Origin of the sequence: Streptomyces sp., from assembly GCF_035645055.1 — a bacterium.
Taxonomy (GTDB): Bacteria; Actinomycetota; Actinomycetes; order Streptomycetales; family Streptomycetaceae; genus Streptomyces.
Window position 1 is genome coordinate 51,582 of record NZ_DASQNH010000017.1, and the last position, 25,832, is coordinate 77,413.

Here is a 25,832-nt window from a genome sequence, read left to right on the forward strand (position 1 = left end):
GCCGCCGCGTTCACCGGTCCGCGTTCTCGTACTCGGGTTCCCTCGTCGGCGGGCGCCGGGTGAGGACGGCGGTCGCCAGCCAGACGGCGGCGAGCAGCGCCCAGCACGCCCACATGGGCGGACCGGCGAGCACGGTCACGGCGATCACCGTGAGGGCGCACAGCGCGGTGACCGTCCTGGGCGTGGAGCCGGGCCCGGCCAGCTTCGCGTAGGAGGCCGCGCCCAGGCCGTAGAGCACGAAGTAGATGCCGCCGGACAGCACGAAGAGCAGCTCGAACGACATGACGTCCGTCGAGCCCAGCAGCGCGATCACGGTCAGGACGGCGCCGACCACAAGGACGGACGTCACCGGGTTGCCGTCCCGGTCGCGGACCCGGGCCAGCGGGCCGGGCAGGTAGCCGCTGCGTGCCATGCCGAACACCAGCCGGGACAGGGCCAGCACGGAGGCGCACACGTTCGCGGCGATGGCGGCGACGACCAGTGCGAGCGTCACCGGCATGCCCAGGTCCCCGAGCGAGCGTTCCGCCAGCCGCAGCAACGGGGCGTCGTCCAGGGACTCGTCGCCGGGGGCCACCGCGCTGAACAAGCCCAGCAGTACCAGGCCGTACAGGGCCACCACGATGACGTAGGAGGCGGCGAAGATGCGCGGGATGGCGTCCGGGCGTTTGTGCTCCTCGAAGGTGAAGGCCACGGTCTCCCAGCCGGTGAAGGCGACGTAGACGGCGGTGAGGACGCTGCCCAGCTCCCCCAGCGGCGGAACCGCGGTGCTCGGCGCCCGTACGCCGTGCGCGCCGAGCGCGACGAGTGCGGTGCAGGTGACCAGGACGAACAGGCCGAGCACCAGGGCGACCTGGACCTTCCCGGAGACGTTCGCGCCCAGGCAGCCGATCAGGGTGGCGGCGGCCAGGACGGCGACCGGGAAGAGCCAGGCCAGACTCGGCACGCCGGAGAACTGGGCGACGTAGCGCCCGCCGGTGATGGCGGTCGCCGGGATGCCGGCGACCAGCGCGAGGGTGGCCAGCAGTCCGGAGGAGCGCCCGGCGGGCCGGCCGAAGGCGACCTCGGAGTAGTGGGCGACGCCGGACGCCGACGGGTGGCGGCGGCCCAGCCAGGCGTAGCAGTACAGCAGCGGGATGACCGACACGGCGGCGACGGCCCAGGGCAGCCATGCGGAGTAGCCCAGGTCCTGGTAGCTCGTGCCGGGCAGGATCATCATGCCGCTGCCGAGGATGGTGGACAGCGCGAGGAAGGTGCCGACGGTGCCGCCCAGCGACTTCTGCAGACCGCTCACGCCGCGTCCTCCTCGGTGAGGGTCGCGGCGAGTACGCCGGCGAGGGCACGGCCGAGGGCGGCGGTCCGGGTCGCGTCCAGGCTGTGTCCGCCGGGGACGACCGTCAGGTGGAACTCTCCCGACACCCGGTCGGCCCAGGCCGCGCAGCGTTCGAGTGGGATGAACCGGTCGTCCCGTCCGCACAGGACGTGGAGACCGGTGAGGCGGCCGGTGGGATCGAGCCCTTCGGCGAGGCGGTCGGCCACGGCGGCGTCGCCGCGCAGGCCGTGCGCGATCTCCGCCAGCAGGTCCTTGTCGTCGAGTAACTCCGGGGGGAAGCCGTCGTGGGCGAGTACCTGGGCGATCTCGGGGTCGGAGAGCTGTGTCATCGTCGGTATGCGTCCTGAGGAGTCGGGGCAGGGTGTGTTGATGACAAGTACCCCGGTCGGCCGGGCGCCGTCAGCGCCGAGGGCCGGGTGCAGGCGGACGGCGGACAGGCCGCCCATGGAATGCCCGGCCAGGACGATCCGGCGGGCGCCGCCGCGGTCCGCGGCACGCCGGATCTCCTCGACGGTCCGTTCCTGCCATCGGCCCGAGTCGAGGTCGGCCACGGAGTCGGCGTTCGGCAGGGTGAGCGCGGTCAGGCCGTGGCGGGCGGCGGCGTCCTTCACCAGGGTGAGGGTGACGCCGCCGCCCCCGGCGGCCGGGAAGCAGACGCACAGGTCCTGACCGGCGGTGGTCTCGCTCACGTGCCGAATTCCTTGGCGTCGACCACCTCGACCTGGAGTTCGGTCAGCCCGAGCATGAAGTTCGAGCGCAGCCGGCGGGGCGGTGCGAGGACCGCGAACGCCTTGTCCCAGGCGGCGAGTTCCTCGATGAAGGTCTGAATCTCCAGGGTGGCCGCGGGCGCACCGACGCAGCGGTGCACACCGGCTCCGAAGGCGAGCTGCTTGTTGTCGCTGCGGTCGATCAGGAATTCGTCAGGGCGTTCGAAGACATCGGGGTCCCGGTTGGCCGACATGTTCCACAGCGTGACGAAGCTGCCGGCGGGGATGACGTGCCCGCCGACCGGGAAGTCCTCCACCGCCAGCCGCTGCACGTAACTGTTGGTCGAGGTCCACCGCAGGAACTCCTGGGTGGCCACGTCGCAGCCGACGTCGCCGTCGGCCACCTTGCGCCACTGTTCGCGTTCCCCGTCGATGGTGTGAACGGTCAGGCTGGCGGTGTGCGGGGTCGTCTCGTTGCCGCCGACGGCGACGTTCAGGCCGTTGAGCACGGCGACGTCGCGGGGCATCGTTCCGTCGGCCACGCACTGTGCCAGGAAGCCGATCATGTCGTCGGCCTCTCCCGAGCCGAGCCGGTGCCCGATCAGCTCGTCGATGAACTCGAGCACCTCCAGCTGCGCGTCGACGAGCGCGTCCAGCGGGGAGGTGCCGGCGTACACCTCGTCGCGGTAGCCGATCATCGTGCGGGTGGCTTCCAGTAACTGGTGGGCGTCTGCGGGGCCGATGCCGAACAGCACCTCCAGCACGCCCTTGGGCAGCTCCGGCGCAATGACCCGGCTGAAGTCGAGCCGGTCGCCCACCGACAGCTCGCCGAGGGCGTCCCGGAGGTTGCGGCGCACCGTGCGACCGACCCTGCCGAGCATCTCCCGGCTGAACCCGCTCGTCTTGATCGGCTTGCGGATGGCGGTGTGCGCCGGCTGGTCGGTGACGATGAGCATGCGACCGGAGGCCGAGTCCTTCTGCGGCAGGTAGGAGCCGTCGACCATCGTTCCGTACGACGAGCTGAGCCGGCGGTGGTCGACGTAGGCCGCGTAGATGTCGGCGTACCGGGTCAGCGCGTAGAACTCGTAGCCGTCGTCACGTCGGTGCACCGACACCGGGTCGTGGGCGCGCAGGCCGGCCAGGTAGGCCCACGGGTCGTCGTCGGCGAAGAACTCCGGCGAGTACAGCGGACTGTCCTCAACGACCAGCATGGGGGCCTCCGATCAGGTCGGCTATCCGTGCCGGGGTGCGGCCCTCGAAGAAGACGTGCCCCGGGACCTTGACTCCGGTCCGTTCCTTCAGCAGGGCGCGGCACCGCAGGACGGCCAGGGAGTCGACGCCGGCGGCGAAGATGTCCGTGTCGTCGGCGAGGTCGCGGTTGAGCACCGTGCGCACGCAGTCGGTGATGGCAGCTGGCGAGATGTCCGTCATGTCTCCTCGGCCTTGTCTGTCGTTCGGTAGTGGTCCATCAGGGTGGGGACGTCGACCTTGCCGCCGGCCCTGACCGGGTAGCGGTCCACCAGGCTGACCCCGATCGCGGACGAGAAGCCCTGGACGACGTTCTCGATCCGTGACCGGGTGGCCGGGTCCCCGAGCGTGGCCGGGTCGGTCCGGACGAAGGCCACGGTGTGCCGTTCGTTCTGGACCACCCGGCAGTCCCGCACCCGGGGCAGGGCGCTGACCCGCTGCTCCAGGGCGGCGGTGTCGACCCGCAGCCCGTTCACCTTGACCTGGCCGTCCAGTCGCCCGGCGAACACGAGGTTGCCGTCGCCGTCGGCGCGCACCAGGTCTCCGGTGCGGTACGACGGCCGGTCCGCCTCGTCGCGGAACCGGTGCGCGAGGACGCCGCCGTCGAGGTAGCCCAGGCAGACGAACGGGCCGTTGACGACCAGTTCGCGGGCGTCGGGCGGGCCGTCGTCCGGCCGGCGCAGGAACTGCCGGCACCCCTCCAGCGGCCGGCCGATGGGAACGGCCGGTGCGGTGAGGTCCTCGGGCAGCCGGTAGTGGTGCGTGGCGAAGGTGGCCTCGGTCGGCCCGTACAGGTTGACGAAGGTGGGGCGCAGGCCCGCCCGCCGCGCCTGCCGGTACGTCGACACCCGGAATTGCTCGCCGCCGCTGAACAGCCAGGGGATGTCCGCGACGGCCTCGGGCAGTACCTCGACGACCGTGGCGAGGACCGCGGCCGGCAGCAGCAGGCGGCCGATGCCGTACGTCTGGGCGAGGCCGGGCCAGGCGAAGACGTCGTCGTTGACGTGGGGCAGGCAGACCACTCTCCCGCCGGCCGCCACCGTGCGCCACGTGTCGAACCACCAGCCGTCGTAGGTGGGGGTGGCGAAGCTGCCCGCCGTGAGCCGGCCGGGCACGGGCACGTCCAGGTCCCGGCAGGCGAAGAGTGCCAGCAGGTTGCCGCGGCTGACAGCGACGGCCTTGCGGCTGCCGGTGCTGCCGGACGTGTAGTTGACCGCGACGACCTCGTCGGGGAGCGGCCGCGGGCGCGGCCGGCGGGCCGGCCGCGCGGCGGGCTCGACCGACAGGTGCGGACCGGCCGACACGGTGAGGGTGAGGTCGGGGCGTATGCGGTCGAACTCCCCCTCGGTGAGCGTGTGGTCGTCGGCGACGGCCACGGAGCCGGCCCGCCAGGCGCCCAGCTGTCCCGCGAAGCAGCCGAGTTTGTGCCGGGACCGGATGACGACCACGCGGGCCGGGCCGTGCGCGCGGACGCTCGCCTCGACCGCCGCGGCGAGCCGTCCGACCTGCGCCCAGCTGTACTCGGTGCCGTCCTCGACCCACACGGTGTCCGGTGCGGACCACTGCCGGCCGTGCAGCAGCTCGTGCCAGGTGTCCGTCATGACCGCAGTCCCAACTCGTCGATGATCGCGCTGATGCTGATGAGGCTCAGCCGGACATCCCACTTGTCGGGCGTGGCGTCCGCGCCGAGGGCGTCCAGCGCGTCGGGGCGGAAGACGCCACTGGCCGCGACGAGGTCCCGCCAGCGCGACAGGGCCCGCTCGTCGGCCGTGTCGGTGAGCCCGTACGCCGTGAAGCCCTGTTTGGCCCGGTGCAGGATCCGTTCGGGGACGATGCCGGCGTAGGCCTCCTTCAGGCAGGTCTTGCCCTCGAAGTCGGCCATCTTCCGCTCGTCGGGGACGCCGAGCGCCAGGGCGACGACCGGGTTCCCGAGGAACGGGTAGCGGCCCTCCACGGAGTTCGCCATGAGCATCATGTCGCCGTGGTCGCCGAGCAGGTGCCCGCTCAGCTGCACGTACACGTCGGCGATCGACCGCAGCTGCATCCGGGTCAGGCCGGCGGTCTCCCGCTCGTCGAAGGGGATCAGCCGGTCCCGCCAGTACTCCTTGCCCGGCAGCGCTTCGAGCGTCTGCGGGGTGAGGCACAGTTCCCGCCGGCGGGCCGTCCTGGCGCGGTCGGTCTCCCAGGCGAAGTCGGCCCTGCCCCACGCCTGCTCGTTCTCGGCGTGGCGGTCGGGCGGTGTACGGCGGGCGCCGTCGAACGCGTAGGAGTCGTAGCCGAAGAACAGCTCGTCGGCGCCTTCGCCGGAGATCACGCCCTTGAGGCCGGTGAGCCGGACCTGGCGGGCGAGCATCAGGGCCGCGACGTTGTATGTCTCGCGCTGCGGGTAGCAGCAGTGGCGCACCATGTCCTCGAACTCGGCGGCGACGTGGGCCGGGCTGCAGCGGATCTGGTGGTGCTCACTGCCCACGGTGTCGGCGATCTCTCGCTGGAACCGTCCTTCGTCGAGGGTGACGTCGTCGAAGAGCACGGAGAACGTCCGGGCGGGTTTCTCCCGGGCCCGGGCCGCTTCCAGCACGAGCGTGCTGGAGTCGAAGCCGCCGCTGAGGTAGGCGCCGATCTCGACGTCCGCGCGCAGCCGGGCCGTCACCGACCGTCCCACGGCCTCGCGGATCTCCTCCCCGGTGACGGGCCGCTCCCTCTCCTGGAAGTCCCCGTACCGCCAGTACCGGACGGTCTCGGGAGGGCCGTCGCCGAAGCGGACCACGCAGCCGGGCGGCACGGCACGCACGTCCTCGACCAGGGTCCTCGGCGCGACGATGTTGCCGAGCGCCAGGTACTGGTCGACGGCGCCGAGGTCGAGCCGCCAGGTGTGCGGCACGCTGCGCACGAGCGGTTTCAGCTCGGAGCAGAAGTGCACGTGGGTGCCGAGCACGGCGTAGAACAGGGGGCAGACGCCGAAGCGGTCCCGGCCCAGGTAGAGGCTGTCGTCGGCCCGGTCGTGGATGACGGTGGCGAACTGCCCGTCGACGCGCGCCAGGCCCGCGGGCCCGTGGCGGGCGAACAGCTCGGGCAGTACGGCGACGTCGACCCGGTTGTCGGGCGGGCCGCCGCCCAGCAGGGCGCGCAGCTCGGCGGCGTTGTAGATCTCGCCGTTGGTCAGGGCCGTGTACCGGCCGCTCGGGTCCTCGGCCGGCTGCCAGCCGTCCTTCAGCGCGGTCATCCCGAGTCGGCCGAGCTTCGCGGTGAGGGTGGGCGTGTTCAGGGAGTAGGTTTCGTCCGGTCCGCGGTGGACCAGCCGGGCGTGCATCGCGGCGGCGACGGCCCGGTCCAAGGTTTTGTCCGGGGCATAGGTCCCGCACAGGCCGCACATCGTGTCACACGCTCCGTTCCCGCAGCCGGTCGGCGAGGACCCGCAGGTTCTCCGCGCGCAGCACGTCGCGGACGCCGGCGTCGGTCCAGCCGAGCTTCTTCAAGTCGGTGACCAGGGCGACCGCCGAGGCGGAGTCGCCGCCCAGCTCGAAGAAGTTGTCGTCGAGCCGTGCGTCCCGGACTCCGGTGAGCGTCCGCACCAGGTGCAGCACCTGCTCGTCCGGGCTGTCGGGGGCGTTCGCGGGGGTGCGGGCACGGCGCCGCGTGCGCAGGGCGTCCCGGTCGATCTTCCCGTTCGGGGTGCTGGGGAAGACGTCGACGCGTTCCAGCACCGACGGGATCTTGTACGGGTCGAGGAGGCCGTCCAGGTGGCGCCGCAGGGCGCGCGGGTCGGCCGTGCCCTGGTAGTAGCAGACCAGGGTGTCCGGGTTGGCGGGGTCGCCGTCGGCGTGGGGCTCGGCCACGACGACCGCTTCCCGCACGTCGGGGTGACGGCACACCGCGGTCTCGATCTCACCGGGGTCGAGCCGGTAGCCGCGGACCTTCACCTGGCGGTCCAGCCGTTCCACGTAGTAGAGCCGTCCTTCGCGCACTTCCACGACGTCGCCGGTGGCGTAGCCGCTGGTCCCGTCGGGGCCCTGGAACGGGTCGACCCCGTGCTCGGTGAGGTATCCGGCCGCGACGGAGGCTCCGGTGACGACGAGTTCGCCGCGTCGGACCCCGGCTCCGACGGCGCCGGTCTCGACATCGCGCAGCACGTACGCGCAGTCGCCCACCGGTTCGCCCAGCGGCACCGCGTCCCGGCACTCGTCCGGGTCGAGGACGTCGCTGAGCAGATTGCACACCGTGGTCTCGGTGAGGCCGTAGGCGTTGTGGAAGCTCGCCGCCTTCGACCAGGTGCGGACCACGGCCGGGCGGCACGGGCCGCCTCCGTTGACGACGTGTTCCAGGCGCATACCGTCGGTGGGTTCGGTGACCGTCAGGGCGAACGGTGTCGTCTTGAGGTGGGTGATCCCGAACCGTTCGAGGGTGTCCTGGAGGACGGGGCCCGGCGCGAGACGCTCCTCGTCCACGACGACGAGGCAGGCGCCGGCGGTGAGCGTCCACAGGATCTCGGTGAGGCACCCGTCGAAGGTGAGCCGGGCGAACTGCAGGGTCCGGCTGCCGGGTCCGACGGACAGGCGGGTGACATGGTCGCGGACGACGGGGGCGAGCGGGGCGGCCCGGACGAGAACGCACTTGGGGGTGCCGGTGGACCCCGAGGTGTGGATCGCGTAGCCGATCTCGCCGTCGGCGAAGGGAAGCCGGCGGGGTGCGGGCGGGCCGTCGGTGGTGCGCCAGCGGGCCGGAAGCTCGGTGAACTCCACGTGGCCGTCGTCGCCCGCGCCGCGGGCCAGCAGCTTGACGCCCAGCAGGCCGGTCTTGGCGGCGTTGGACGCGTCGCTGTCCCGCTCGTCGGCGAAGACGAACGGCCGCTGTGCCTTCAGGGCGCCGATCATGGCGACGATCGCCGCCGCGCTGCGGGTGCCGAGCAGGGCGACGCACTCGTCGGGACGGGTCAGTTGCCGCAACCGGTGCGCGAACTCGTCGGTGCGGGCGCCGAATTCCCGGTAGGTCATGGCGGACCGCGCGGTGCGCAGCGCTTCGTTGTCCGGGACTTCCCGGACGGCGCGGGCTATGCCGTCGAGCACGGACTCCTCTCCTGCTCGCATGTCAGCCTCCTTCGCTGTGGAATGCGGAGGGCCGTTCCTCGTGGCGGCCCGCCCCTCGCTGGCGGACGGGATGGGTCAGCGTGCCGACGTCCTGCACGACGGCCTGCACCGTGTCACCGGCGTGGATGACCGCCGCTCCGGGAGTGCCGGTGCAGATGACGGTGCCGGCTTCGAGGGTGCGTCCGGCACTGAAGTACTCCACGAGGCGGTCGAGGCCGAATTTCATGTCGGCCGGGGTGGCGGCGGCGATCGTCTCCCCGTTGCGGACGGTGGCGATGCGCAGGGCGGTGAGGTCGTCGTCGCCGAACTCGTCCAGGGTGACCAGGACCGGGCCGACGCTGCAGAAGGTGTCGAACCCCTTGGCCCACGGGATGTGGCGGGGGTTCTCCCGGATGACGTCCTCGGCCGTCATGTCGACGACGGCGGTGACGCCCCCCACGACGGAGCGCCAGTCGGCGCGCTCGACGTTCTTGCAGGTGGTCCCGATGACCAGGCCCAGTTCCGCTTCCGCGGTGACCCGCCGGGACTGTGGGGGCAGCTCGATGTGGTCGCCGTTGCCGATCAGGCAGTTGGCCGGGCGCAGGTAGGAGCCGGGGCCGGAGCGGGGCTGCTCGGACTCCAGATCCTGCGAGTGGCGCCGGTAGTTGAGCCCGGCGCCCCAGATGTCGGCTCCCGGGTCGACGACCGTGGGGGCGAGGCCCTGGTCGGGCCGGACGGGGGTGAGGGCAGCCGCGTGCCGTTCCAGGGCATCGGTCAGCTTTCTCGACTGCGCCTCGCCGAGGAGGTCGCTGATCCGGGTCACGTCGGCGTACCCCGGCACGTCCGACAGGTCGAACCACTGGTCGCGGTGGTGCACGGCGATGCCGTGTCCGGTGGTGGACGTGCCGGTCCTGGTGATTCTCATGGTGGTCTCCGTAGGCGGGCGGACCTGATGCTCTCTGCGGGCGGGCGGGTCGGAGTGCGGTCCGCCGATCGGTTGGGGCCTTTTCCTGGCCGGGCCGGGCTGGCTCAGGGCGCCCGGGCGTGGGCGTGGGGGCATGCCTCCGCCCAGGGCGGGCCGAGCGCGGGGAGCCGGCGCCGGTGACGGCACCGCGGATGGTGTTCCTGGGTCCCCGCGACTTCGGCGGGGTCCGGACGGCGGGTCCAGGCGCTGATCGGGTTCAGACTGTGCCCGGGGGCAGACCGTGCTCGGGTTTCAGGCCCCGATCCTGCTGGCGGCGGCGCGGAAGTCGTCCTTGCGGGGGCTGTGGTCGGCGATCTTCACGGCGGTCTCCATGAGCCGCGCCGGGTCGGTGTGGTACTCCTCGGCCAGCTTCTCCACCAGCGGGAAGTAGCCCGAGTGGATGCCGATCACCGCGCCGAGGACCTGCATGGTGCGGTCCTCGGGGATGGGCCGCATGTTCTCCCGGCAGTACTCGGCGAGCTTGGCCAGTTCCTGGTAGTCGAAGAGGTCGGTTTCGAGGATCTTGATGACACCGGCCAGCGACTCGATGGCGGCGTTGCCGGATCCGCGGCCGATGCCGTCGAGGGTGGCGTCGACGATGGTGGCGCCCGCCTGCAGGGCGGTGATGCTGTTGATGTTGGCCATGCCGAGGTTGTCGTGCCCGTGGAAGCCGACGACCGGGAAGTGCTCGCGCACCGCGCTCACGTAGGTCTGCACGTCGGCGGGGAGCATCGCGCCGTAGGAGTCGACCACGTAGACGCCCGCGATGCCGGGGGCCACCCCGTCGAGGAGGCGGACCAGCTCGTGTACCGGCGTCGCGCTGGACTTCATGAGGTTCAGGTAGACCTGACCGCACAGCTCGGTGGCGCGCCGCAGGTAGTCGAGGTTCTCGGGGACCCGGTCGGGCTCCATGCCGACCCGGACGAAGGACATCCCGAGGCCGCTCATCTCCGCGATGGTGTCGAGGCGGGTGAACTCCGGTTGAGCGAACATGCCCCACGGCTTGCGGGTGAGGGCGGAACGGGCGATCTCGGCCCAGCGGTGGTGGCCGATGTTGCACGGTTTGATGCCGTTGCGTTCGGCCTCCAGGCCGATTCCGTGGCCCACCTCCACCTTGGCGACCGGGATGTTGTCCAGCCGGGTGAGCAGCTGCGTCACGAACTCCTCGTCGAGCTGGAAGTCGACGGCGTACGAGCCGTCGCGCAGCGTGCAGTCGAGCAGTTCGATGGCCGGCACTTCCTCGGTCCGGCCGTCCCCTAAGGACATGACGTTACTCCTTGTTTTTGGCAGCACGGATGACGCCCCGCGAAGAGGGGGAAGAAAACAGGGAATTGAGCGATGACGGAGACTTGTGGGGAAGCGATATGCCCTTGTGCTGTGCCGTACGGGTTACGCGTTTCCCAACTCCAGGTGCCGTAGACACACATACGGTCTTTGACTGAATAACACGCCCTGGTTGCTGCGGAATCTCCCATGTCGATCACACGGCCTGCGGGCGGCGAGCCGCGGGATGCCGGCCGTCCTTACTGGTGGGGGCCGAGTCGTGGGGTCGTCGCGCCAGGGCATCGGCAGGGCCAACGGGGCGGACGGGACCAGAGTTGTGACGGAGGGGACGCAGAGTTCCGGTCGAGATGGTCCGATGACCGCCCGGCCCCTTGACGGCCGTGCCGGGAAAACACCCGCTTCCTGGACGTCGCACGGGGCGGGGCGCACGCTTCCTCACGACGCGGCGGCGGCCTTTTTCTCCGCCGCGCCGAACACATCTCAGCGCCCGCAGGAAAACTGATGCCTCCGGGTCTTCCCGCTTCCCGAAAGGCGGGGGGTCACCCCGTACGGCACGGCGTCACGTCTGTTCCGGGCGGACCGTTTCGGAGGGCCGGGCCGGTCCCCGGTGACGCGCGGGGGGGCGGCCTCGACAGTCAGGGAGGGCCCCGTCGGGCGAGACACCAGGGCGCGTACGGGTCGGCTGTTGTCGTCCGGCGGGCAAACAGGCGGACCGGCCCTGGTGATCGCAGCTCAGCAGACGGTGGACGGTGAAGGTGAGGCGAGCGCTGGTCCGGGCCACGGACGCTCTTCCTCCCCGCCATGTGACCCTGCGGTCGGCCGGGAAGGGCGCGAGCGCGCCGCGGTGGTTGCGGGTGCTGCCAGGAGGCCGGAGAGGGGCCACCCATTCCGGCTGCGGACCCTCCCGTCGCCTGGGTGATGCCGGGTTCAGCAGGGGGAACGTGTACTGGCCGATGCCCCGGTCGGTGATCTGCGTCAGGCACAGCGCGGGCAGGGTGGCGGCGGGGCCGCGACCGGTCCCCTGTTCCGGTCGCGGCCCCGCGGGTGTGGGTGCTGCGAGTGGTCAGCCGCAGCAGCCGCCCGTCGGCGCCTCGGCGGCCGGCGATGCCGCGGCCGGTGCGCCGAGCTGGACGAGCTGGGGTGCCGGTGCGCAGCAGCCACCCCCGGTCTGTTCCGCTTCGGGGGCGTCGAAGAGGCCGGCGCCGCCGCACACGCCCGTTTCGGGGAGAGTGAGTTCGACGCGGTCGGCGGAGTCGAGGTCGCCGGCGATGGCGGCTACGACGGAGCGGACCTGCTCGTAGCCGGTCATCGCCAGGAACGTCGGGGCGCGGCCGTAGGACTTCATGCCGACCAGGTAGATGCCGGGTTCGGGGTGGGAGAGCTCGCGGTGACCGTGCGGGTAGACGGTGCCGCAGGAGTGCTGGTTGGGGTCGATCAGCGGGGCGAGCTCGACCGGGGCCTCAAGGCGCTCGTCCAGGCCGAGGCGGATCTCGGAGAGGAAGGACAGGTCGGGGCGGAAGCCGGTCAGCACGACGACCTCGTCCACCGGCTCGAGGCGGCGGCCGTCCTCGCCCACCAGGACCAGGCGCCCGTCGCCGTCCCGCTCGATCGCCTCGGTCCGGAAGCCGGTGACCGCGTCCGCGTAGCCGTCGTCGACGGCGGCCTTCGCGGCGAGGCCGAGGGCGCCGCGGGCGGGGAGCTGGTCGGCACTGCCGCCGCCGAAGGTGCCGCCGGAGATGCCGCGCCGCAGGATCCACACCGCCTTCGTCCCGGACCCGTCGTCGGCCTTGGCCAGGTCGGCGAGGTAGGCGAGCGCGGTGAAGGCGGAGGCGCCGGAGCCGATGACGGCGGTGCGCTTGCCCGCGTACCGGGGCCGGACGGCCGGGTCCGTCAGGTCCGGGACACGGTAGGTGATCCGGTCGGCCGCCGCGCGCTCACCGAGGGCGGGCAGGCCGCTGCCGCCGGCCGGGCCAGGAGTCGTCCAGGTGCCGGAGGCGTCGATCACAGCACGGGCGAACAGGCGTTCCTCGCGGCCGTCGGCGTAGGCGACGTGCACGACGAACGGCTGTGTGTCACGGTCCGCGTCGACGATCCGGTCCCGTCCCGCGCGGGAGACTCCGGTGACGCGGGCGCCGGTGCGTACCTTGTCACCGAGGACGTCGGCCAGGGGCTGGAGGTACTGCTCGGCCCAGTCGCCGCCGGAGGGACAGGCCGCCGGGTCGGGCCGCGTCCAGCCGGTCGGGGCGAGGAGCTTTTCGGCGGCCGGGTCGACCACCTCACCCCAGGCGGAGAACAGCTTCACGTGCGACCACTCGCGCACCGCCGCGCCGGCGGCCGGTCCGGCTTCCAGGACCAGGAGGTCGATACCGCGGCCGGTGAGGTGGGCGGCGGCGGCCAGACCGGCGGGTCCGGCTCCGATCACGATGACGGGCAGCTCGGTGACGGGCGCGTTCACGGCGACTCCTTACGTGTTTCGACATCTGTCGATGGCTTCACAGCTCAGCATGGCACTTGCATCGACAGGCGTCAACATAGACACATATCTAATCAAGGGTGAATTCATGGTGCGCGTCGACGTCACCCTGATCGGCGGTGGCCAGTCCGGCCCCGCCGCCGCACACCCCTGCCGCGCCACGCTCCTCGGCCCGGTCGCGCTGGAGGCGTCCGACCGGGCGGCCGGGTCCTGGCCGCGGGGCTACGACGGCCTCACCCTCCTCTCCCCCGCCCGCCCGGCACCGCTCGCTGGCCCGTCGGGGTCCGCTGACCGCCACCGGATTGCCGGGCGCCACTCGCCACGACGTGTTCGATCACGGGTACGCCCGAGCCGGGCCTTCCACCCGTAGCGATCACTTCCGGAGGAACGCGGAGATCTCGCGGGCCGCCTCGCGCGCCTGACGGCCGACGCCGATGAGGGTGGCGGAGGCCGGTCCGGTCCAGTCGCCGTAGCCGAGCAGGTGCAGCCGTGGTTCACCGGCCGCGCGGGTGCCCTCGGTGGCGATACGGCCGCCCTCGCCCCGTAGCGCGAGCGGGGTGAGGTGGGAAAGAGCGGGACGGAAGCCAGTGCACCAGATGACCGCGTCCGCTTCGGTGCCGTCGCCGTCGGCCCATTCGACGCCTTGCGGCGTCAGCCGGGTGAACATCGGCCGGGACGTCAGCAGGGCGGCGTCCCGGGCCGCGCGGACCGCCGGCACGGCGACGATGTCGCCGAGCGCGGCGACGCCCGCGGTGCCGGTGCGGCCTTCGTCGAGGGCGCGGCGGCGGGCGGTGGCGACATCGAACAGGGCACGGCCGTCGATGTCGTCGGCCAGGAAGCGCGGCGGACGCCGCGTCACCCAGATCACCTCGGCGCCGCCGTGCAGGGCAAGGTCGGCGGCGATCTGCGCGCCGGAGTTGCCGCCGCCGACGACGAGGACGCGCTGCCCGGTGAAGTCGTCCGGGCGACGGTAGTTCACCGTGTGCAGCTGTCGGCCCCGGAAGACGGCGCGGCCGGGGACGGCGGGGAGGAAGGGGCGGGACCAGGTGCCGGTCGCGCTGACGACGGTCCGAGCCCGCCAGGAGCCTTCGTCGGCCTCGACCAGGAGCCGCTCGCCGTCGTGGCGTACGGCGTGTACCGACGTGCCGTGCCGGACGGGCAGGTCGTAGCGCTTCTCGTAGTCGGCGAGGTAGTCCACCACGTGGCGCGCGTCCGGGTAGGTCTCGCCCGGCCGGGTGGGCATCAGGCGCCCGGGCAGGGAGGAGTGCTCGGCAGGCGAGAACAGGTGGAGTGAGTCCCACATGTTCCGCCAGGCCCCGCCCGGCTCCGCACCGGCGTCCAGGACGGTGAAGTCCAGGCCCTGGCGGCGCAGATGGTAGCCGGCGGCGAGCCCTGCCTGGCCGCCGCCGACCACCAGCACGTCCAGGCTGCGGGTCATGACCCCACCGGGGCGGTGGTGAATCTCCGGCGCCAGGCCAGGGAGACGTACACCAGCGCGACCAGGACCGGTACCTCGATGAGCGGGCCGACGACACCGGAGAGGGCCTGGCCGGACGTGACACCGAAGGTGGCGATGGCGACCGCGATGGCCAGCTCGAAGTTGTTGCCCGCCGCCGTGAACGCGAGCGTCGCGGTGCGGTCGTAGGCCAGGCCGATCGCCTTGCCCAGGGCGAAGGTCCCGAACCACATCACCGCGAAGTACACCAGCAGCGGCAGGGCGATCCGCGCGACGTCCAGCGGCCGCGAGGTGATCGTCCTGCCCTGCAGGGCGAAGAGGACGACGATCGTGAACAGCAGGCCGTAGAGCGCCCACGGTCCGATCTTCGGCAGGAACCTGGCCTCGTAGCCGGCGCGGCCGAGCCGCTTCTCGCCGGTCCGGCGGGTGAGGAAGCCGGCGACGAGCGGGATGCCGAGGAAGACGACCACGTTCAGCGCGATCTTCCACGGGGAGATGTCCAGGTGCTCGCCGTCGCCCAGGCCGAGCCGGCCGGGGAGCAGGTCGAGGTAGAACCAGCCGAGCACGCCGAAGGCGAGGACCTGGAAGACGCTGTTCAGTGCGACGAGGACGGCGGCGGCCTCGCGGTCGCCGCACGCGAGGTCGTTCCAGATGACGACCATGGCGATGCAGCGGGCCAGGCCGATGATGATCAGGCCGGTGCGGTACTCGGGCAGGTCCGGCAGGAAGATCCACGCCAGGGCGAACATCACCGCAGGCCCCAGGGCCCAGTTGACGACCAGGGACGACACCATGAGTTTCTTGTCGCCGGTGACCGCGTCGAGCTTGTCATAGCGGACCTTGGCCAGCACCGGGTACATCATGATCAGCAGGCCCAGCGCGATCGGCAGGGAGATTCCGCCGATCTCCACCTTCGCCAGGGCGTCGTTCAGACCGGGGATGAGCCGGCCCAGCCCGAGGCCCAGGGCCATGGCGAGAAGGATCCACACCGCCAGGAAGCGGTCCAGTGTGGAGAGCTTGGCGACGACCGAGGCGTCCTCGGCGGCCGGGGTGGACGTGACGGACTCGGCGGAGGTCACGGGCAGGCCCTCTTGTTCTCGGCGGCGGCGCGGGCGGAGGCGGCGAGCTCGGCGAACTGGTCCGAGAGACCGGCCAGGACCTCCGGTCTGAGCTTGTAATAGGTGAAGCGGCCGCACGGCTCGGTCTCCACGAGCCCGGCCTCGCGCAGCACCTTCAGGTGGTTGGACAGATTGGTCTGCTTCGCTCCGGTCTCCTCCACCAGGTGCGTGGTGCACAGCGTCTCGCGCGCCAGCAGGGTCACGATCTGCAGCCTGAGCGGATCGCCCAGCGCCCGGATCACATCAGGTTCGACTGAAGTCAGCATGCGCTGATATTGTCACATCACCTTCCGCTGATACCAGCGGGTGCTGATATCACGGCGGTTGCGCCACCGCGAGGAGAGAACCCTCATGCCCGAGAACCCCGGCAAGAAGCCGTCCGTCCTGTTCGTCTGCGTCCACAACGCCGGCCGCTCCCAGATGGCCGCCGCCTGGCTCACCCATCTCGCCGGGGACCGCGTCGAGGTCCGCTCCGCCGGTTCCGCCCCGGGCACCGAGGTCAACCCGGCCGCCGTCGAAGCCATGGCCGAGGTCGGCATCGACATCTCCGCCGAGACCCCGAAGATCCTCACCGTCGACGCGGTGAAGGAATCCGACGTGTGCGTCACCATGGGCTGCGGTGACACCTGCCCCGTCTTCCCCGGCAAGCGCTACCTGGACTGGAAGCTGGAGGACCCCGCCGGTCAGGGCGTCGAGGCCGTCCGCCCGATCCGCGACGAGATCAAGGTGCTGGTCGAGGGACTGATCGCCGAGATCGCACCGGAGGAGCCGGCGGCCACGGCGTGAGCGAGAGAGACGAGGTCGTCATCATCGGCTCCGGCGATGGTGGCCTTGCGGGCCGCGCCGGAGCCGCCCGCGTGGCCGCCGCGGACCAGACCTGGCGGAACACCCTCGCCGGGCGCCCGCTCCACCACCCGTCAGACACGCCGTGACCGGGTCCCCCGCCCCGCGGGACGCCGCCGTGCCGGCGGCCGGCCGCTTTACGGCAGCTGCGCAGTCCCGGCGCGCCGGGATCCGCGGCATGCTTCGACCGGCGTAAAAGTCGGATAACCGCGCGGTGACGGGGTAGAACGGACGCTGGGTGCCTTCCCGTCACGGTCGGCCCCACCCACACACCAGCCGGGGATTCCCGGCGATAGATCGAAGGAAAGCAGTATGGCCAGCGGCACCGTGAAGTGGTTCAACGCCGAGAAGGGCTTCGGATTCATCGCCCAGGACGGCGGCGGACCGGACGTCTTCGCCCACTACTCCAACATCGCCGGCAACGGCTACCGGGAACTCGTAGAGGGCGAGTCGGTCACCTTCGACGTGACCCAAGGGCAGAAGGGACCGCAGGCCGAGAACATCGTCCGCGGCTGACGTCGTAGAGCGCACCGCCACGCGCCGGGGCCACCGAGCGGAATGCCACCGGCGCGGGGCGGAGCAGCCCGGTGACTCGCTGGGCTCATGATCCACAGGTCGCAGGTTCACATCCTGCGCACGCAGGAGAAGCAGGGGCTCGGCACCAGCCGGGCCCCTTGTGCGTGAATCCCCCGGCGCGACGGGACAGCACCTGGCGCAGGGCCGGCACGAGCTGCCCGCACCGCACGGCGCTCCAGCCGGTGGCGCCCCCCGCCGTACGGGACGTGCTTGTCGTGCCGGCCGCGACGATCTGCGGGCGGACGGGGTCCGCGAGGGCGGGGAGGCCTCGGCAGGCCTGACATCGGGCCTCTGCGCCGTCGGCGTCACCCTGTCGGCGCTCCTGCTGACCCCGTCCGGCGCTGAGCCGCAGGCCGGAAGTCGTCCCGGAGCCGAGCCTGGCCGGTACCGACACACAGGGCCGGGCCGGATCTGCTCTGAGGGCCTTTGCCCTGGAGCCCTAGCGTGGATCTCTGCGCATGCACCAGGTACGGGGGCCACCGCCGGGGAGCAGGACCTCGGCTGTGACCTTGAAGCCGAGCCGCTCGTAGAGCGCCACGTTCCTCTCGCTGGAAGTCTCCAGGAATGCCGGGCACCCGGCGCGTGCGGCCTCTTCGACGCCGGGGATCAGCACCGCGGTGCCAAGGCCCCGCCCCTGGACTTCGGGCATGACTCCCACTGTATTGAGGAACCACGCCGACTCCTGCGGTCGATACGGGGCGACGGCCTGCTCCGCGGACTCGTAGGCGGCCGCCCGGTCACCGGTGAGATGGCCGAGCAGTGGCCCGATCTCGGCGAAGGCGGGCGAGGGGTCCTGGTCGGGAGTGGTCCAGACAGCGACGGCGCGGCCCTCGTCGGCGACCCACACGCGGCCGTACACCATCCCGATGCGGGTCAGGCAGAGTTCCTGGAAGCGCCGGATCCGGTCCTCGTGGGCGTCCGCGGCGATCACGTGCCGAGTGAAGGGGTAGTCGGCAAAGGCCCGGGCGAGGGTGTCGACCGCGACGGGGATGTCGGCCTCGGTGAGGGGACGGACGACAGGGGCGTCCTGGTGCTGTGACATGCCGTTTGAACGATCTTGACGGCTAGCGAGTTCCGCGCGGTTGCCGGCGGCAGCCGGGCCTGCCGGCGAGCTGGTGGTGCGGACGTCCGAGTCGTCTACGACCTGGCCCGGTGCGGTTTCGACCGGCCGCCCCACGACCGGCGGCCTGCGGCCTCGGAGCAGGCATGCCGGATCATCCTGTCCCAGGCCCCGTCGCCCTCTGCGCCCGCCAAGCCTTGTCCCCTGAGCACGTGACGGAACCGGGTGCTGAAGAAGCAGGGTCAGGTCGTCGCGGCCACGTCCAGCGCGATCAGGCCGCAGAGCAGGCTCATGGCGGCTCCGAAGGCCGTGCCCGCGCGGAGCAGGGCGCCGGACAGGGAGGTGCCGTCCCAGCGCGCGAGCAACCCCGCGGTCACCGCGATCAGAAGTGAGAGAAGGGCCGCGGCTAGGACCGAGGCAAGTAGAGTGAGGGCGTACACGGGCGGGGAGACCAGCGCGAGGGACACGGGGCAAGCTCCGTTCCCCGTAGGAAAGTTGCCCGAGCACGAGCATGCCGGGGGCGACGTACACCGGCGTTCGCGCGAACAGATCTGTACGGGGTCACTCACTGCGATGACGGGCGGGGTGGGGCCCGGCGTCGAACCGGCACCGCTGCACGTGTCCACCGCCCCGTCGGCTCCGCGGGAGTACGCCGCACAGCACCCGGCGGGCACCGAGGCGGTGGCCGCCTGATGGTGACCGGCATCCGTGTCCTCAAGGACGAGGCATTGCCCGCCCGGACCGACGCCCTGCGTCGCGTGTACGTCGACGCCTTCTGCGCCCCGCCGTGGAACGAGGAGGAGGACAAGGCGGAGGATTCCGCGGACCTGCTACCGGCGAACGCGCGCCGACCGGGCTTCACCGCCGTTCCCAGCACGGCTACGGGCTTGGCCCTGCGGCCGGCCATGAACCAGAAGGGGTGGCGGGCAGGAGGGTGGCGGGGGCGGCCCGCGGGGGAGCCGTGAGCGGGGCGACCCGTGAGCCATATCGGCCGGTCGCCCCGGTACGCGGTCGGCCTCCCAGGCGGCGCGGACCTCAGATCCGGAAGCCGCGGGCAGAGGGGTGAGGCAGCTGCTGCCCCGACGGTGACCAACCACGGCGACCGAGGTCCGTGTTGCCGCCGGACAGCCTTCGACATCACCCGACCGGACCTCTTGCCCGCTACTGCCGACGGGGAGCCTAGCTGTGCGCCGATGGACGCACACCGGCCAGAAACTCTGTAGGGAGCATGATGAGCCAGACACCCCCGGGGCAACAGGGCACCCTCACGGTGGGCGTCGTCGTCGCCCGTTCGGGCCGACTGGCGGACCTGGGCGAGCCCCTGGACTTCGCCATGACCACGCTGGAACCCGAGCTGGCCAGACTGAGGCCTGCCGGACGGCGGATCAGGCTGGCGGGCCGGGACAGTCGTTCCTGCGCCGAAGGCGCCCGCCAGGCGGTGGACGAACTCGTCCGGGACGAGAACGCGGCCATCATCGTCACCTTGGCCGGGACGCAGGTCCTGCCGGCGGTGGCGGACGCCTGCGAGGCCGCCGCCGTACCGTGCCTGTCGAGCACCTTTCCCTGGCAGGTCTACTACTACGGGCGTGGCGCCGACGACGAACACCCCTTCGACTGGACGTACCACTTCTGCTGGGGACTGGACGACATCGCCGAGGTCTTCGCCGATCTGTGGGAGCGCGTGGACGGAGCGCGGCAGACGGTCGGCTGCCTGTGGAACGACGGGCCCCAGGGCACCTGGTCACGCCACCCCGAGCACGGATTCGCCCCGGCGGCCCGCGCCCGGGGACACCAGCTCGCGGAGCCGGCCCCCTACCGGGAACCGGCCACCCGGCTCGACACACACGTCAAGATGTTCCGCGACGCGGGAATCGACCTCGTCACCAGCGCCGCCACAGGCCAGGACCTCGCCCTCTTCCGCACCCAGGCCGCCGAGAGCGGCTGGCGGCCCCGCTTGATCACCTGCTCACGGTGGCTGGCCTACCCCCCGTCAGTCACCCGAGGCGGCGGACAACCGGCCCAGGCAGGCGTCGGCACACTGGCCTACTGGACACCGGCCCACGCCTACCGGTCATCGCTCACCGGAACGACCGCGGCCGAACTGGCCGAAACCTACGAGCAGACCACCGGACGCCAGTGGCTGCAGCCGCTCGGACTCGCCTACGCCCTGTTCGAAGTCGCCGCCCACGCGCTGAAGACCGCGGACGACCCCACCGACCGGGGCGCGGTCGCCGCCGCCCTGCGCAGGACGCGGCTGCGGACCATGGCCGGAGTGCTGGACTGGACCACGGGCCCGGTACCCAACGTCGCCACCGTCGCCCTCGCCGGCGGGCAATGGCAGCCAGGAACCCGTCATGACTACGAACTCACCATCGTCACCCCCGGGCATGTCGACGGACCGGCCGTCACCGCGGATCTCGTCACCGCGTGAGACACACCTCGGTGGCCCGCCCCACATCGTGGGACGCACCCGTATGTGACGGGCAGACGGCGGATGCCGGCCGCAGTCGTTGCGGGAAAGGCTCGCCCCGTCGAGGCCGCAGACGCCGCCTTGGCTGCTGGTGCCGGTTGAACCGGCACCAGCAGCCGAGGCGGCGAGGTCGCATCACGCGACGGCGGTACCCTCCAGCTCGACCAGCTGGCCGGGGATCGCCAGCCGTACCACCCCGAGCATCGTGGTGGTCGGTGTCACCCCGGCGGCGCCCAACCGCGAGGCCAGCACGCCGTAGTGCGGGAACAGCAGATCGACGTCGGTGGTGTAGACGTTGAGCCGGACGAGGTTCGCGAGGGACATGCCGGCCTCGCCGAGCACGGCCTCCAGGTTGTCGAGGCTCAGCGCCAACTGCGCGGCCATGTCGCCTTCGTGCTGGGGCTTGCCGTCGGCGCTCATCGCGGTCTGTCCGGAGCAGTACAGGGTGCGGGTGTGCCCGGCGACGATCTCCCCCTGGTTGAATCCCATCTCCAGCGACCATGTCACCGGGTTGACTGCCGTTCGCTCCACTGCCACATCAGCTCCATTCGATTCACTCGCGTACGTACGTCCAGCGGCGCGGGAGCCGCTCTCGTCGACGTCGGTGATCAGAGCCTGCCAACAAAGCATGACATCCTTGGTCATGTATTCGATACGGTTCTCGCATGCGCGCCGATCGGCTGGTCTCGCTGGTGCTGCTGCTGCGTCAGCGCGGTCGGCTGACCGCGGACACGCTGGCCCGGGAGCTGGAGGTATCCACCCGTACCGTGCTGCGCGACATCGACGCACTGTCCGCAGCGGGCGTACCGGTCTACGCCGAGCGCGGCCGACATGGCGGGTTCGCGTTGTTGCCCGGTTTCCGGACCGAACTCACCGGACTGAATCACGACGAGGCCCTCGCGTTGCTGGCCGCCGGATCGGCGCGCGGTGAGCAGGTGTTCGGCCTCGGCTCGGCGCTCGCTTCGGCCATGCGCAAAGTGGTTGACGCGCTGCCCGAAAGCCATCGGGCCACCGCGAGCGACGCGGCCCGGCGTTTTCTCGTCGAGCCGGAGACCGACCTGCTCTCCCGTCGGCTGGTCACCGAGAAGGTGCCCGGCACGTCGATGATCGAGATCCGGCGCGCGGTGCTCGCCGGGCACAGACTGCGCATCCACTACGCGGCCGCGAACCAGGAACCGCAGTGGCGCACGGTGGACCCGATCGGCCTGGTCACCGTACGCGACCGGAGCTACCTGCTGGCCACGAGATCCGGCGCGGACCGCACCTACCGGCTGTCGCGGGTGCTGGCCGCCGAGGAACTCCCCGAACCGGCCCAGCGGCCGAACCAGGTCGATCTGGAGCGGGCCTGGCGGGAACGCTGCGCGGAGTTCCTCTCCAGCGACCACATCGCCGTGCAGATACGGGTGAACCCGGAGCGGCGGGAGGACCTGCTGAGCATCGCGGTAGCCGTCCGCGGCGCGGAAGCCGACCCGGACGCGGACGGCTGGCTGCGGCTGGAGGCGACGTTCCAGGATCTGCGGCACGCCGAGTGGGCGCTGTGGCAGCTCGGCACGGACGCGGAAGCATTGACCCCCGCGTCGCTGCGCACCTCCCTGCGCGACCGCGCCGCCGCGATGGCCACCCGCTACGAAGACCCCCCTGAGAGCAGGTCAGGGCGCGCACCGTAAGCGGACGCCGGATATGCCCGTTCGGCGGTGATCAGTTCCCGGGTTGTCCGCCCGCCCGTCTGGACGCAGACCCGGGTGCGGGCCTCAAAGGCGGGTGCGGACAAGTGCGCGGTAAGGCGTCTGAGGCCCCGCGCGATCCAGGCGCGCAGGAGAGTCCGCCGGGTCCAGGTGTGCCCGGAGTGGGTCGTGTCCGGCTGGAGGAAGCCGGTGAGTGCGGAGGCCAGGGCCGCAGGTGCCTGCTCGGCGACATGGTGCCCGCAGTCGATGCCGTGCCCGCGGACATCGGCGGCCCACCGGCGCCAGAGGGCGACGGGATCACCGTAGAGGTCTTCCAGATCGTCCTGGAGTGACCAGAGGATCAGCGTAGGGCAGGTGATGTGCTGGAACGTCCGTACCCGCGCAGGTCCGGGCAGACCACCGTGCGGCCGGCTTCCACGAGCCGCGGAGCGACCCGATGCCACGTGGCCGACGTGCGGGGATGACCATGGAGCAGAACCACCGGCGGGCCCTCCCCGCCGAAGCGAACGAAGACCGACGCCTCCCCCACATCGACGTGCGCCTCCTGGAACCCTTCGAGTCGAAGGACCACCGGTATGCGACCGACCACCAGGTCGTCATCGACGCCGGCACCCGACTCGTCGCACTACCTGCATGGAAGGAGAGGCCAAGGGAGATGGCTCTCCCCCTCGCCGTCTCGGAGGATGCTCAGTCGAGACAGAACTCGTTGCCCTCGATGTCCTGCATCGCGATGCACGACTCGTTGACGCCATCGGCACGCAGCAGTCGCACGCGCACCGCACCGAGCGCGACCAGTCGTGCGCACTCGGCCTCGAGTACGGCGAGGCGCTCTTCACCCACGAGCCCCGTGCCGACCCGCACGTCCAGATGCATCCGGTTCTTGACGACCTTGCCCTCGGGAACGCGCTGGAAGTACATTCGCGGGCCCACACCTGAGGGATCCATGCAGACGAACGCCGCACCTTGCCGCTCAGGCGGCAGCGAGCGATCGAAATCGTCCCACGTGGCAAAACCCTCCGGTGGCGGTGGTACGACGTACCCCAGCACCTCGCACCAGAAACGAGCGACGCGCTCAGGTTCCGCGCAGTCGAAGGTGACCTGGAACCGCTTGATCGATGACATCGGCGCACCATAGCAAGGGGGGTCGCCACCATGGAACCAGGTGGCCAGACCGGACGGCCCCACGGGACGACGCTTCCCCGGCGGCATAGCCGACCCGTGGGCCCGGGGATCCAATCCCGGCCAGCCACCGCGCCCGGCTCGGTCTGGGAGCGGTTGCCGCCACGCCTCGCCCCGCACGTCTGCCGACGCCGCAGCCGACCCCCGGAACCGCTCCCCGCTTTACACGCCATCGGCCGCACGCGGACAGCGTGCGGCAGCTCGCCGCCGTCACGCGCTCACATCCCTCGACCGCCACGCCGCCGACGGCAGCCGCGTCTTCCTCACCGGGCGTGGGTCAGGCACCGGACAGCCCGTGCGGCGCATGCCCGGCCGGCGCCTGCCGGGGGTGCAGCACGCCGTAGTGGACGTCCTGCCACAGGGCTCGGCGACCGGACTTGTCGTCGTGGACCAGCTGGTCACCGGGGCGGGCCCAGGACTTGACCGGGGTTTCGTCCGCGGTCACCGCCGGCCAGCCCGGGTCACCCGTGGCCGCGAAGTCGGCCCAGGCGCCGAGCATGCGGCGGGACAGGGCGCGGTCGTGGTCGTCGGGAGCGCCGCCGATGAGGAAGTCCGCGCCCTTGACGTGCAGGTTGCCGAAGGCGAAGGGGATGTCCGCGGTGTGCCAGGGCCGGGCGCCCTCGCGTCTGCGGGCGAAACGGGCCAGGTGGGCCCGGCCGCCGCCGTGCGCGTGGTGCTCGGCGAGCCTGGTGGTGTACTCGCCGAACTGCGCGTCACCGAAGAGCGCGAGGTAGCGATCGAGGACCGGAGCCTCAGGCATCAGGTCGGCGTAGCCGTCGACCAAGGGGGCGGGGAGCCCCAAGGCCTCGGCGAACTCCGCGAGCCCGGCCTCGGTGGTGACCTCCCGTACGGCTCCCACCGCGTGAGGGAACCACTGTTCCTCCACCGTGTGGCACACCAGCAGGTCGATGTCCCGCGCCGTCCCGGAGGCGAGCGCGCTCAGCGGGTCCGTGGGCAGTACCTCGCCGTCGACCACGGGCTGGAAGATCACCGGCGCGTAGGCGTGGATCGGGGTCACCGGATCGGTCGCGCAGCGTGCGGCGACCTTGTCGGAGACGGCCACCAGTTTCTCCGGCGGCACGCTCAGCAGTCCTTCCGCCGTGGGGGCGACGCCGGCCTCGGCCGCGATCCGCGCGGTGACCGCCGCCGCGACCGGCACCGCATACAGGACATGGGGCACGCTGTGGGCGACAGCCCGCCGGAACAGCCCCCGCGTCTGTTCCATGGCCATCAGGCAGACCACCGCGCTGCCGCCGGAGGAGTGCCCGGCAGCGGTCACGTTTGCGGGATCTCCGCCGAAGGCCGCGATGTTCTCCCGGGTCCAGCGCAGCGCGGCGGCTTGGTCGAGCAGCCCACGGTTGTGGGGAAAGCCGGGCGCATGGCCGTAGCCCTCGAAGCCCACACGGAAATTGCAGCTGACCACGACGAGCCCGGTGCGGGCCAGGGCGGCCCCGTCGAAGTCGGGCTGCGCGGAGGACCCGAAGGTGTTGGCGCCGCCGTGGATCCAGAAGAAGACCGGAAGTCCGGCACCGGCCTCGGGCTGGGGCGTCCACACGTTGACCGTGAGTACGTCCTCGTCCCCGGGCCGCCACACGGGCGCGCCGGGGAGCTCCGCCGACTGCGGGGCGACCGGGCCGAAGGCCGTACAGTCCCGGACCCCGTCCCAGGCCGGCACGGGCTGCGGCTCCCGGAACCGCCGGACGCCGAAGGGCGGGGCCGCGTACGGCACTCCGAGCACGGCGACGACCCCGTCGCCCGCCTCCTTGCCCCGCACAGGGCCGCTCGCCGTCCGGAAGGCCGTCTCACTCGCACAGGACCGTTCACTCATGCGGTGCAGTCTCGCTCACCTCAGCGCCCCACACGGTCCGGCTCGCTCATAGCGGGCCCAGCACCTCGCGGGGTACGGCTGCCAGTTCCAGCGTTTCCAGCACGGTGAGCAATTGCCTCTCTTCGTAGCGGAAATGGTTCTCCATGATCGCCTCGATGCCTTCGAGGTGGTGATCAAGCTCCTCGGGCGGCGCGGCCCGGTCGACCGCGGCCCGCAGACCGCCGAGCAAGTGGGCGATCATCGAGTGATCCTGCTCCAGCGAGCGCAGCACCGGGCCCAGCTCCGGGTGCGCGGCTGCGATGGCCGGGAACAGGGTGCGGTCTTCGCCTTGGTGGTGGCTGTCGAGAGCGGTGCAGAAGCCGTGGCAGTACAACAGCAGGTCACGGGTAGCCGCCTCGCCGGGGGCGCCGTCAGCAAGAGAGGCGCGGGTCACCGACAGCGCTTCGCGTAGTCGGTGGTGTACCCGACGGAGTTCTTGGCTCCAGGCCACGAGCCTGGTCGTCTCGCGCTCAGTCACGCGAGAGCGAAGGGTGCGACGAATACATCGT

Annotated in this window: 27 protein-coding genes; 7 read left to right on the top strand and 20 right to left on the bottom strand. The window is 71.6% G+C overall.

The window, feature by feature from the left end; genetic code table 11:
- Window positions 1-10: 10 nt before the first annotated feature.
- The 13 genes from VE614_RS04945 to VE614_RS05005 form a co-directional block, all read right to left on the bottom strand.
- On the bottom strand, window positions 11-1,291 hold the full coding sequence (locus VE614_RS04945) for an APC family permease (RefSeq protein ID WP_324932564.1): 1,281 nt from the start codon (window positions 1,289-1,291) through the stop codon (window positions 11-13).
- Entirely contained in the window at window positions 1,288-2,019 is a 732-nt protein-coding gene (locus VE614_RS04950) for a thioesterase II family protein (RefSeq protein ID WP_324932567.1), read from the bottom strand. Before VE614_RS04950 ends, VE614_RS04945 begins: the two co-directional genes overlap by 4 nt.
- Window positions 2,016-3,248, bottom strand: coding sequence for a cytochrome P450 (locus VE614_RS04955; protein ID WP_324932570.1), 1,233 nt, complete (start codon window positions 3,246-3,248; stop codon window positions 2,016-2,018). The genes VE614_RS04950 and VE614_RS04955 overlap by 4 nt, the downstream gene beginning before the upstream one ends.
- Window positions 3,235-3,468, bottom strand: a complete 234-nt coding sequence (locus VE614_RS04960; RefSeq protein ID WP_324932573.1) for an acyl carrier protein — start codon at window positions 3,466-3,468, stop codon at window positions 3,235-3,237. Before VE614_RS04960 ends, VE614_RS04955 begins: the two co-directional genes overlap by 14 nt.
- On the bottom strand, window positions 3,465-4,886 hold the full coding sequence (locus VE614_RS04965) for an AMP-binding protein (RefSeq protein WP_324932575.1): 1,422 nt from the start codon (window positions 4,884-4,886) through the stop codon (window positions 3,465-3,467). The genes VE614_RS04960 and VE614_RS04965 overlap by 4 nt, the downstream gene beginning before the upstream one ends.
- Complete coding sequence (gene asnB, locus VE614_RS04970) at window positions 4,883-6,658, bottom strand: asparagine synthase (glutamine-hydrolyzing) (RefSeq protein ID WP_324932578.1); 1,776 nt, start codon at window positions 6,656-6,658, stop codon at window positions 4,883-4,885. The genes VE614_RS04965 and asnB overlap by 4 nt, the downstream gene beginning before the upstream one ends.
- Before the next feature lie 4 nt (window positions 6,659-6,662).
- Window positions 6,663-8,369, bottom strand: coding sequence for a non-ribosomal peptide synthetase (locus VE614_RS04975; RefSeq protein WP_324932582.1), 1,707 nt, complete (start codon window positions 8,367-8,369; stop codon window positions 6,663-6,665).
- 1 nt (window position 8,370) lies between these two features.
- The gene (locus VE614_RS04980; RefSeq protein ID WP_324932585.1) at window positions 8,371-9,273 is read right to left on the bottom strand and encodes a fumarylacetoacetate hydrolase family protein; all 903 of its coding nucleotides are present in this window, start codon (window positions 9,271-9,273) and stop codon (window positions 8,371-8,373) included.
- Window positions 9,274-9,564: 291 nt separating this feature from the next.
- A complete protein-coding gene (locus VE614_RS04985; protein WP_324932588.1) occupies window positions 9,565-10,578 on the bottom strand; it encodes a hypothetical protein in 1,014 nt (337 codons plus the stop codon).
- 1,081 nt (window positions 10,579-11,659) lie between these two features.
- The gene (locus tag VE614_RS04990; RefSeq protein WP_324932592.1) at window positions 11,660-13,051 is read right to left on the bottom strand and encodes an NAD(P)-binding domain-containing protein; all 1,392 of its coding nucleotides are present in this window, start codon (window positions 13,049-13,051) and stop codon (window positions 11,660-11,662) included.
- 391 nt (window positions 13,052-13,442) lie between these two features.
- Entirely contained in the window at window positions 13,443-14,507 is a 1,065-nt protein-coding gene (locus VE614_RS04995) for an ArsO family NAD(P)H-dependent flavin-containing monooxygenase (protein ID WP_324932595.1), read from the bottom strand.
- Window positions 14,504-15,610 (bottom strand): ACR3 family arsenite efflux transporter, encoded by a 1,107-nt coding sequence (gene arsB, locus VE614_RS05000; RefSeq protein ID WP_414719523.1) that lies wholly within the window; start codon window positions 15,608-15,610, stop codon window positions 14,504-14,506. The genes VE614_RS04995 and arsB overlap by 4 nt, the downstream gene beginning before the upstream one ends.
- The gene (locus tag VE614_RS05005; protein ID WP_324932600.1) at window positions 15,601-15,909 is read right to left on the bottom strand and encodes a metalloregulator ArsR/SmtB family transcription factor; all 309 of its coding nucleotides are present in this window, start codon (window positions 15,907-15,909) and stop codon (window positions 15,601-15,603) included. The genes arsB and VE614_RS05005 overlap by 10 nt, the downstream gene beginning before the upstream one ends.
- Before the next feature lie 85 nt (window positions 15,910-15,994).
- Here VE614_RS05005 and VE614_RS05010 point away from each other — a divergent pair, with 85 nt between their 5' ends.
- The 3 genes from VE614_RS05010 to VE614_RS05020 all read left to right on the top strand — a co-directional run bounded on the left by VE614_RS05010 (window position 15,995) and on the right by VE614_RS05020 (window position 17,002).
- Window positions 15,995-16,429, top strand: coding sequence for an arsenate reductase ArsC (locus VE614_RS05010; RefSeq protein ID WP_324932605.1), 435 nt, complete (start codon window positions 15,995-15,997; stop codon window positions 16,427-16,429).
- Entirely contained in the window at window positions 16,426-16,575 is a 150-nt protein-coding gene (locus VE614_RS05015; RefSeq protein ID WP_324932608.1) for a hypothetical protein, read from the top strand. Before VE614_RS05010 ends, VE614_RS05015 begins: the two co-directional genes overlap by 4 nt.
- A 223-nt stretch (window positions 16,576-16,798) precedes the next feature.
- Complete coding sequence (locus tag VE614_RS05020; RefSeq protein WP_043497556.1) at window positions 16,799-17,002, top strand: cold-shock protein; 204 nt, start codon at window positions 16,799-16,801, stop codon at window positions 17,000-17,002.
- 499 nt (window positions 17,003-17,501) lie between these two features.
- Here VE614_RS05020 and VE614_RS05025 read toward each other — a convergent pair whose 3' ends face one another.
- Together VE614_RS05025 and VE614_RS05030 are read right to left on the bottom strand one after the other, a co-directional pair.
- Window positions 17,502-18,104, bottom strand: a complete 603-nt coding sequence (locus VE614_RS05025; protein WP_324932612.1) for a GNAT family N-acetyltransferase — start codon at window positions 18,102-18,104, stop codon at window positions 17,502-17,504.
- A gap of 260 nt (window positions 18,105-18,364) precedes the next feature.
- A complete protein-coding gene (locus tag VE614_RS05030; protein WP_324932615.1) occupies window positions 18,365-18,589 on the bottom strand; it encodes a hypothetical protein in 225 nt (74 codons plus the stop codon).
- Window positions 18,590-18,814: 225 nt separating this feature from the next.
- On the opposite strand from VE614_RS05030, the gene VE614_RS05035 reads away from it, so the two are divergent.
- Together VE614_RS05035 and VE614_RS05040 are read left to right on the top strand one after the other, a co-directional pair.
- Window positions 18,815-19,087, top strand: coding sequence for a hypothetical protein (locus VE614_RS05035; RefSeq protein ID WP_324932618.1), 273 nt, complete (start codon window positions 18,815-18,817; stop codon window positions 19,085-19,087).
- Between the two features lie 266 nt (window positions 19,088-19,353).
- Window positions 19,354-20,553, top strand: coding sequence for an ABC transporter substrate-binding protein (locus VE614_RS05040; protein WP_324932622.1), 1,200 nt, complete (start codon window positions 19,354-19,356; stop codon window positions 20,551-20,553).
- Window positions 20,554-20,727: 174 nt separating this feature from the next.
- On the opposite strand, the gene VE614_RS05045 is transcribed toward VE614_RS05040, so the two are convergent.
- Entirely contained in the window at window positions 20,728-21,123 is a 396-nt protein-coding gene (locus VE614_RS05045; RefSeq protein WP_324932625.1) for a RidA family protein, read from the bottom strand.
- A 134-nt stretch (window positions 21,124-21,257) separates the two neighbouring features.
- On the opposite strand from VE614_RS05045, the gene VE614_RS05050 reads away from it, so the two are divergent.
- Complete coding sequence (locus tag VE614_RS05050) at window positions 21,258-22,259, top strand: helix-turn-helix transcriptional regulator (RefSeq protein ID WP_324932628.1); 1,002 nt, start codon at window positions 21,258-21,260, stop codon at window positions 22,257-22,259.
- Between the two features lie 179 nt (window positions 22,260-22,438).
- Window positions 22,439-22,609, top strand: coding sequence for a hypothetical protein (locus VE614_RS33660; protein WP_414719515.1), 171 nt, complete (start codon window positions 22,439-22,441; stop codon window positions 22,607-22,609).
- Between the two features lie 8 nt (window positions 22,610-22,617).
- Here VE614_RS33660 and VE614_RS33665 read toward each other — a convergent pair whose 3' ends face one another.
- The 4 genes from VE614_RS33665 to VE614_RS05070 all read right to left on the bottom strand — a co-directional run bounded on the left by VE614_RS33665 (window position 22,618) and on the right by VE614_RS05070 (window position 25,801).
- Complete coding sequence (locus VE614_RS33665; protein WP_414719516.1) at window positions 22,618-22,866, bottom strand: alpha/beta fold hydrolase; 249 nt, start codon at window positions 22,864-22,866, stop codon at window positions 22,618-22,620.
- Between the two features lie 98 nt (window positions 22,867-22,964).
- Complete coding sequence (locus tag VE614_RS05060) at window positions 22,965-23,399, bottom strand: VOC family protein (RefSeq protein WP_324932631.1); 435 nt, start codon at window positions 23,397-23,399, stop codon at window positions 22,965-22,967.
- 334 nt (window positions 23,400-23,733) lie between these two features.
- Window positions 23,734-25,284, bottom strand: coding sequence for a carboxylesterase/lipase family protein (locus VE614_RS05065; protein WP_324932634.1), 1,551 nt, complete (start codon window positions 25,282-25,284; stop codon window positions 23,734-23,736).
- A 46-nt stretch (window positions 25,285-25,330) separates the two neighbouring features.
- Window positions 25,331-25,801 (bottom strand): hemerythrin domain-containing protein, encoded by a 471-nt coding sequence (locus VE614_RS05070; RefSeq protein WP_324932637.1) that lies wholly within the window; start codon window positions 25,799-25,801, stop codon window positions 25,331-25,333.
- Window positions 25,802-25,832 lie beyond the last annotated feature (31 nt).

Coding starts and splice junctions, on each gene's coding strand:
- VE614_RS04955 (WP_324932570.1), bottom strand. CDS start 3,248: ATGCTGGTCGTTGAGGACAGTCCGCTGTACTCGCCGGAGTTCTTCGCC.
- VE614_RS04960 (WP_324932573.1), bottom strand. CDS start 3,468: ATGACGGACATCTCGCCAGCTGCCATCACCGACTGCGTGCGCACGGTG.
- VE614_RS04965 (WP_324932575.1), bottom strand. CDS start 4,886: ATGACGGACACCTGGCACGAGCTGCTGCACGGCCGGCAGTGGTCCGCA.
- asnB (WP_324932578.1), bottom strand. CDS start 6,658: ATGTGCGGCCTGTGCGGGACCTATGCCCCGGACAAAACCTTGGACCGG.
- VE614_RS04975 (WP_324932582.1), bottom strand. CDS start 8,369: ATGCGAGCAGGAGAGGAGTCCGTGCTCGACGGCATAGCCCGCGCCGTC.
- VE614_RS04980 (WP_324932585.1), bottom strand. CDS start 9,273: ATGAGAATCACCAGGACCGGCACGTCCACCACCGGACACGGCATCGCC.
- VE614_RS04985 (WP_324932588.1), bottom strand. CDS start 10,578: ATGTCCTTAGGGGACGGCCGGACCGAGGAAGTGCCGGCCATCGAACTG.
- VE614_RS04995 (WP_324932595.1), bottom strand. CDS start 14,507: ATGACCCGCAGCCTGGACGTGCTGGTGGTCGGCGGCGGCCAGGCAGGG.
- VE614_RS05005 (WP_324932600.1), bottom strand. CDS start 15,909: ATGCTGACTTCAGTCGAACCTGATGTGATCCGGGCGCTGGGCGATCCG.
- VE614_RS05010 (WP_324932605.1), top strand. CDS start 15,995: ATGCCCGAGAACCCCGGCAAGAAGCCGTCCGTCCTGTTCGTCTGCGTC.
- VE614_RS05020 (WP_043497556.1), top strand. CDS start 16,799: ATGGCCAGCGGCACCGTGAAGTGGTTCAACGCCGAGAAGGGCTTCGGA.
- VE614_RS05025 (WP_324932612.1), bottom strand. CDS start 18,104: ATGTCACAGCACCAGGACGCCCCTGTCGTCCGTCCCCTCACCGAGGCC.
- VE614_RS05035 (WP_324932618.1), top strand. CDS start 18,815: ATGGTGACCGGCATCCGTGTCCTCAAGGACGAGGCATTGCCCGCCCGG.
- VE614_RS05040 (WP_324932622.1), top strand. CDS start 19,354: ATGAGCCAGACACCCCCGGGGCAACAGGGCACCCTCACGGTGGGCGTC.
- VE614_RS05050 (WP_324932628.1), top strand. CDS start 21,258: ATGCGCGCCGATCGGCTGGTCTCGCTGGTGCTGCTGCTGCGTCAGCGC.
- VE614_RS05060 (WP_324932631.1), bottom strand. CDS start 23,399: ATGTCATCGATCAAGCGGTTCCAGGTCACCTTCGACTGCGCGGAACCT.
- VE614_RS05065 (WP_324932634.1), bottom strand. CDS start 25,284: ATGAGTGAACGGTCCTGTGCGAGTGAGACGGCCTTCCGGACGGCGAGC.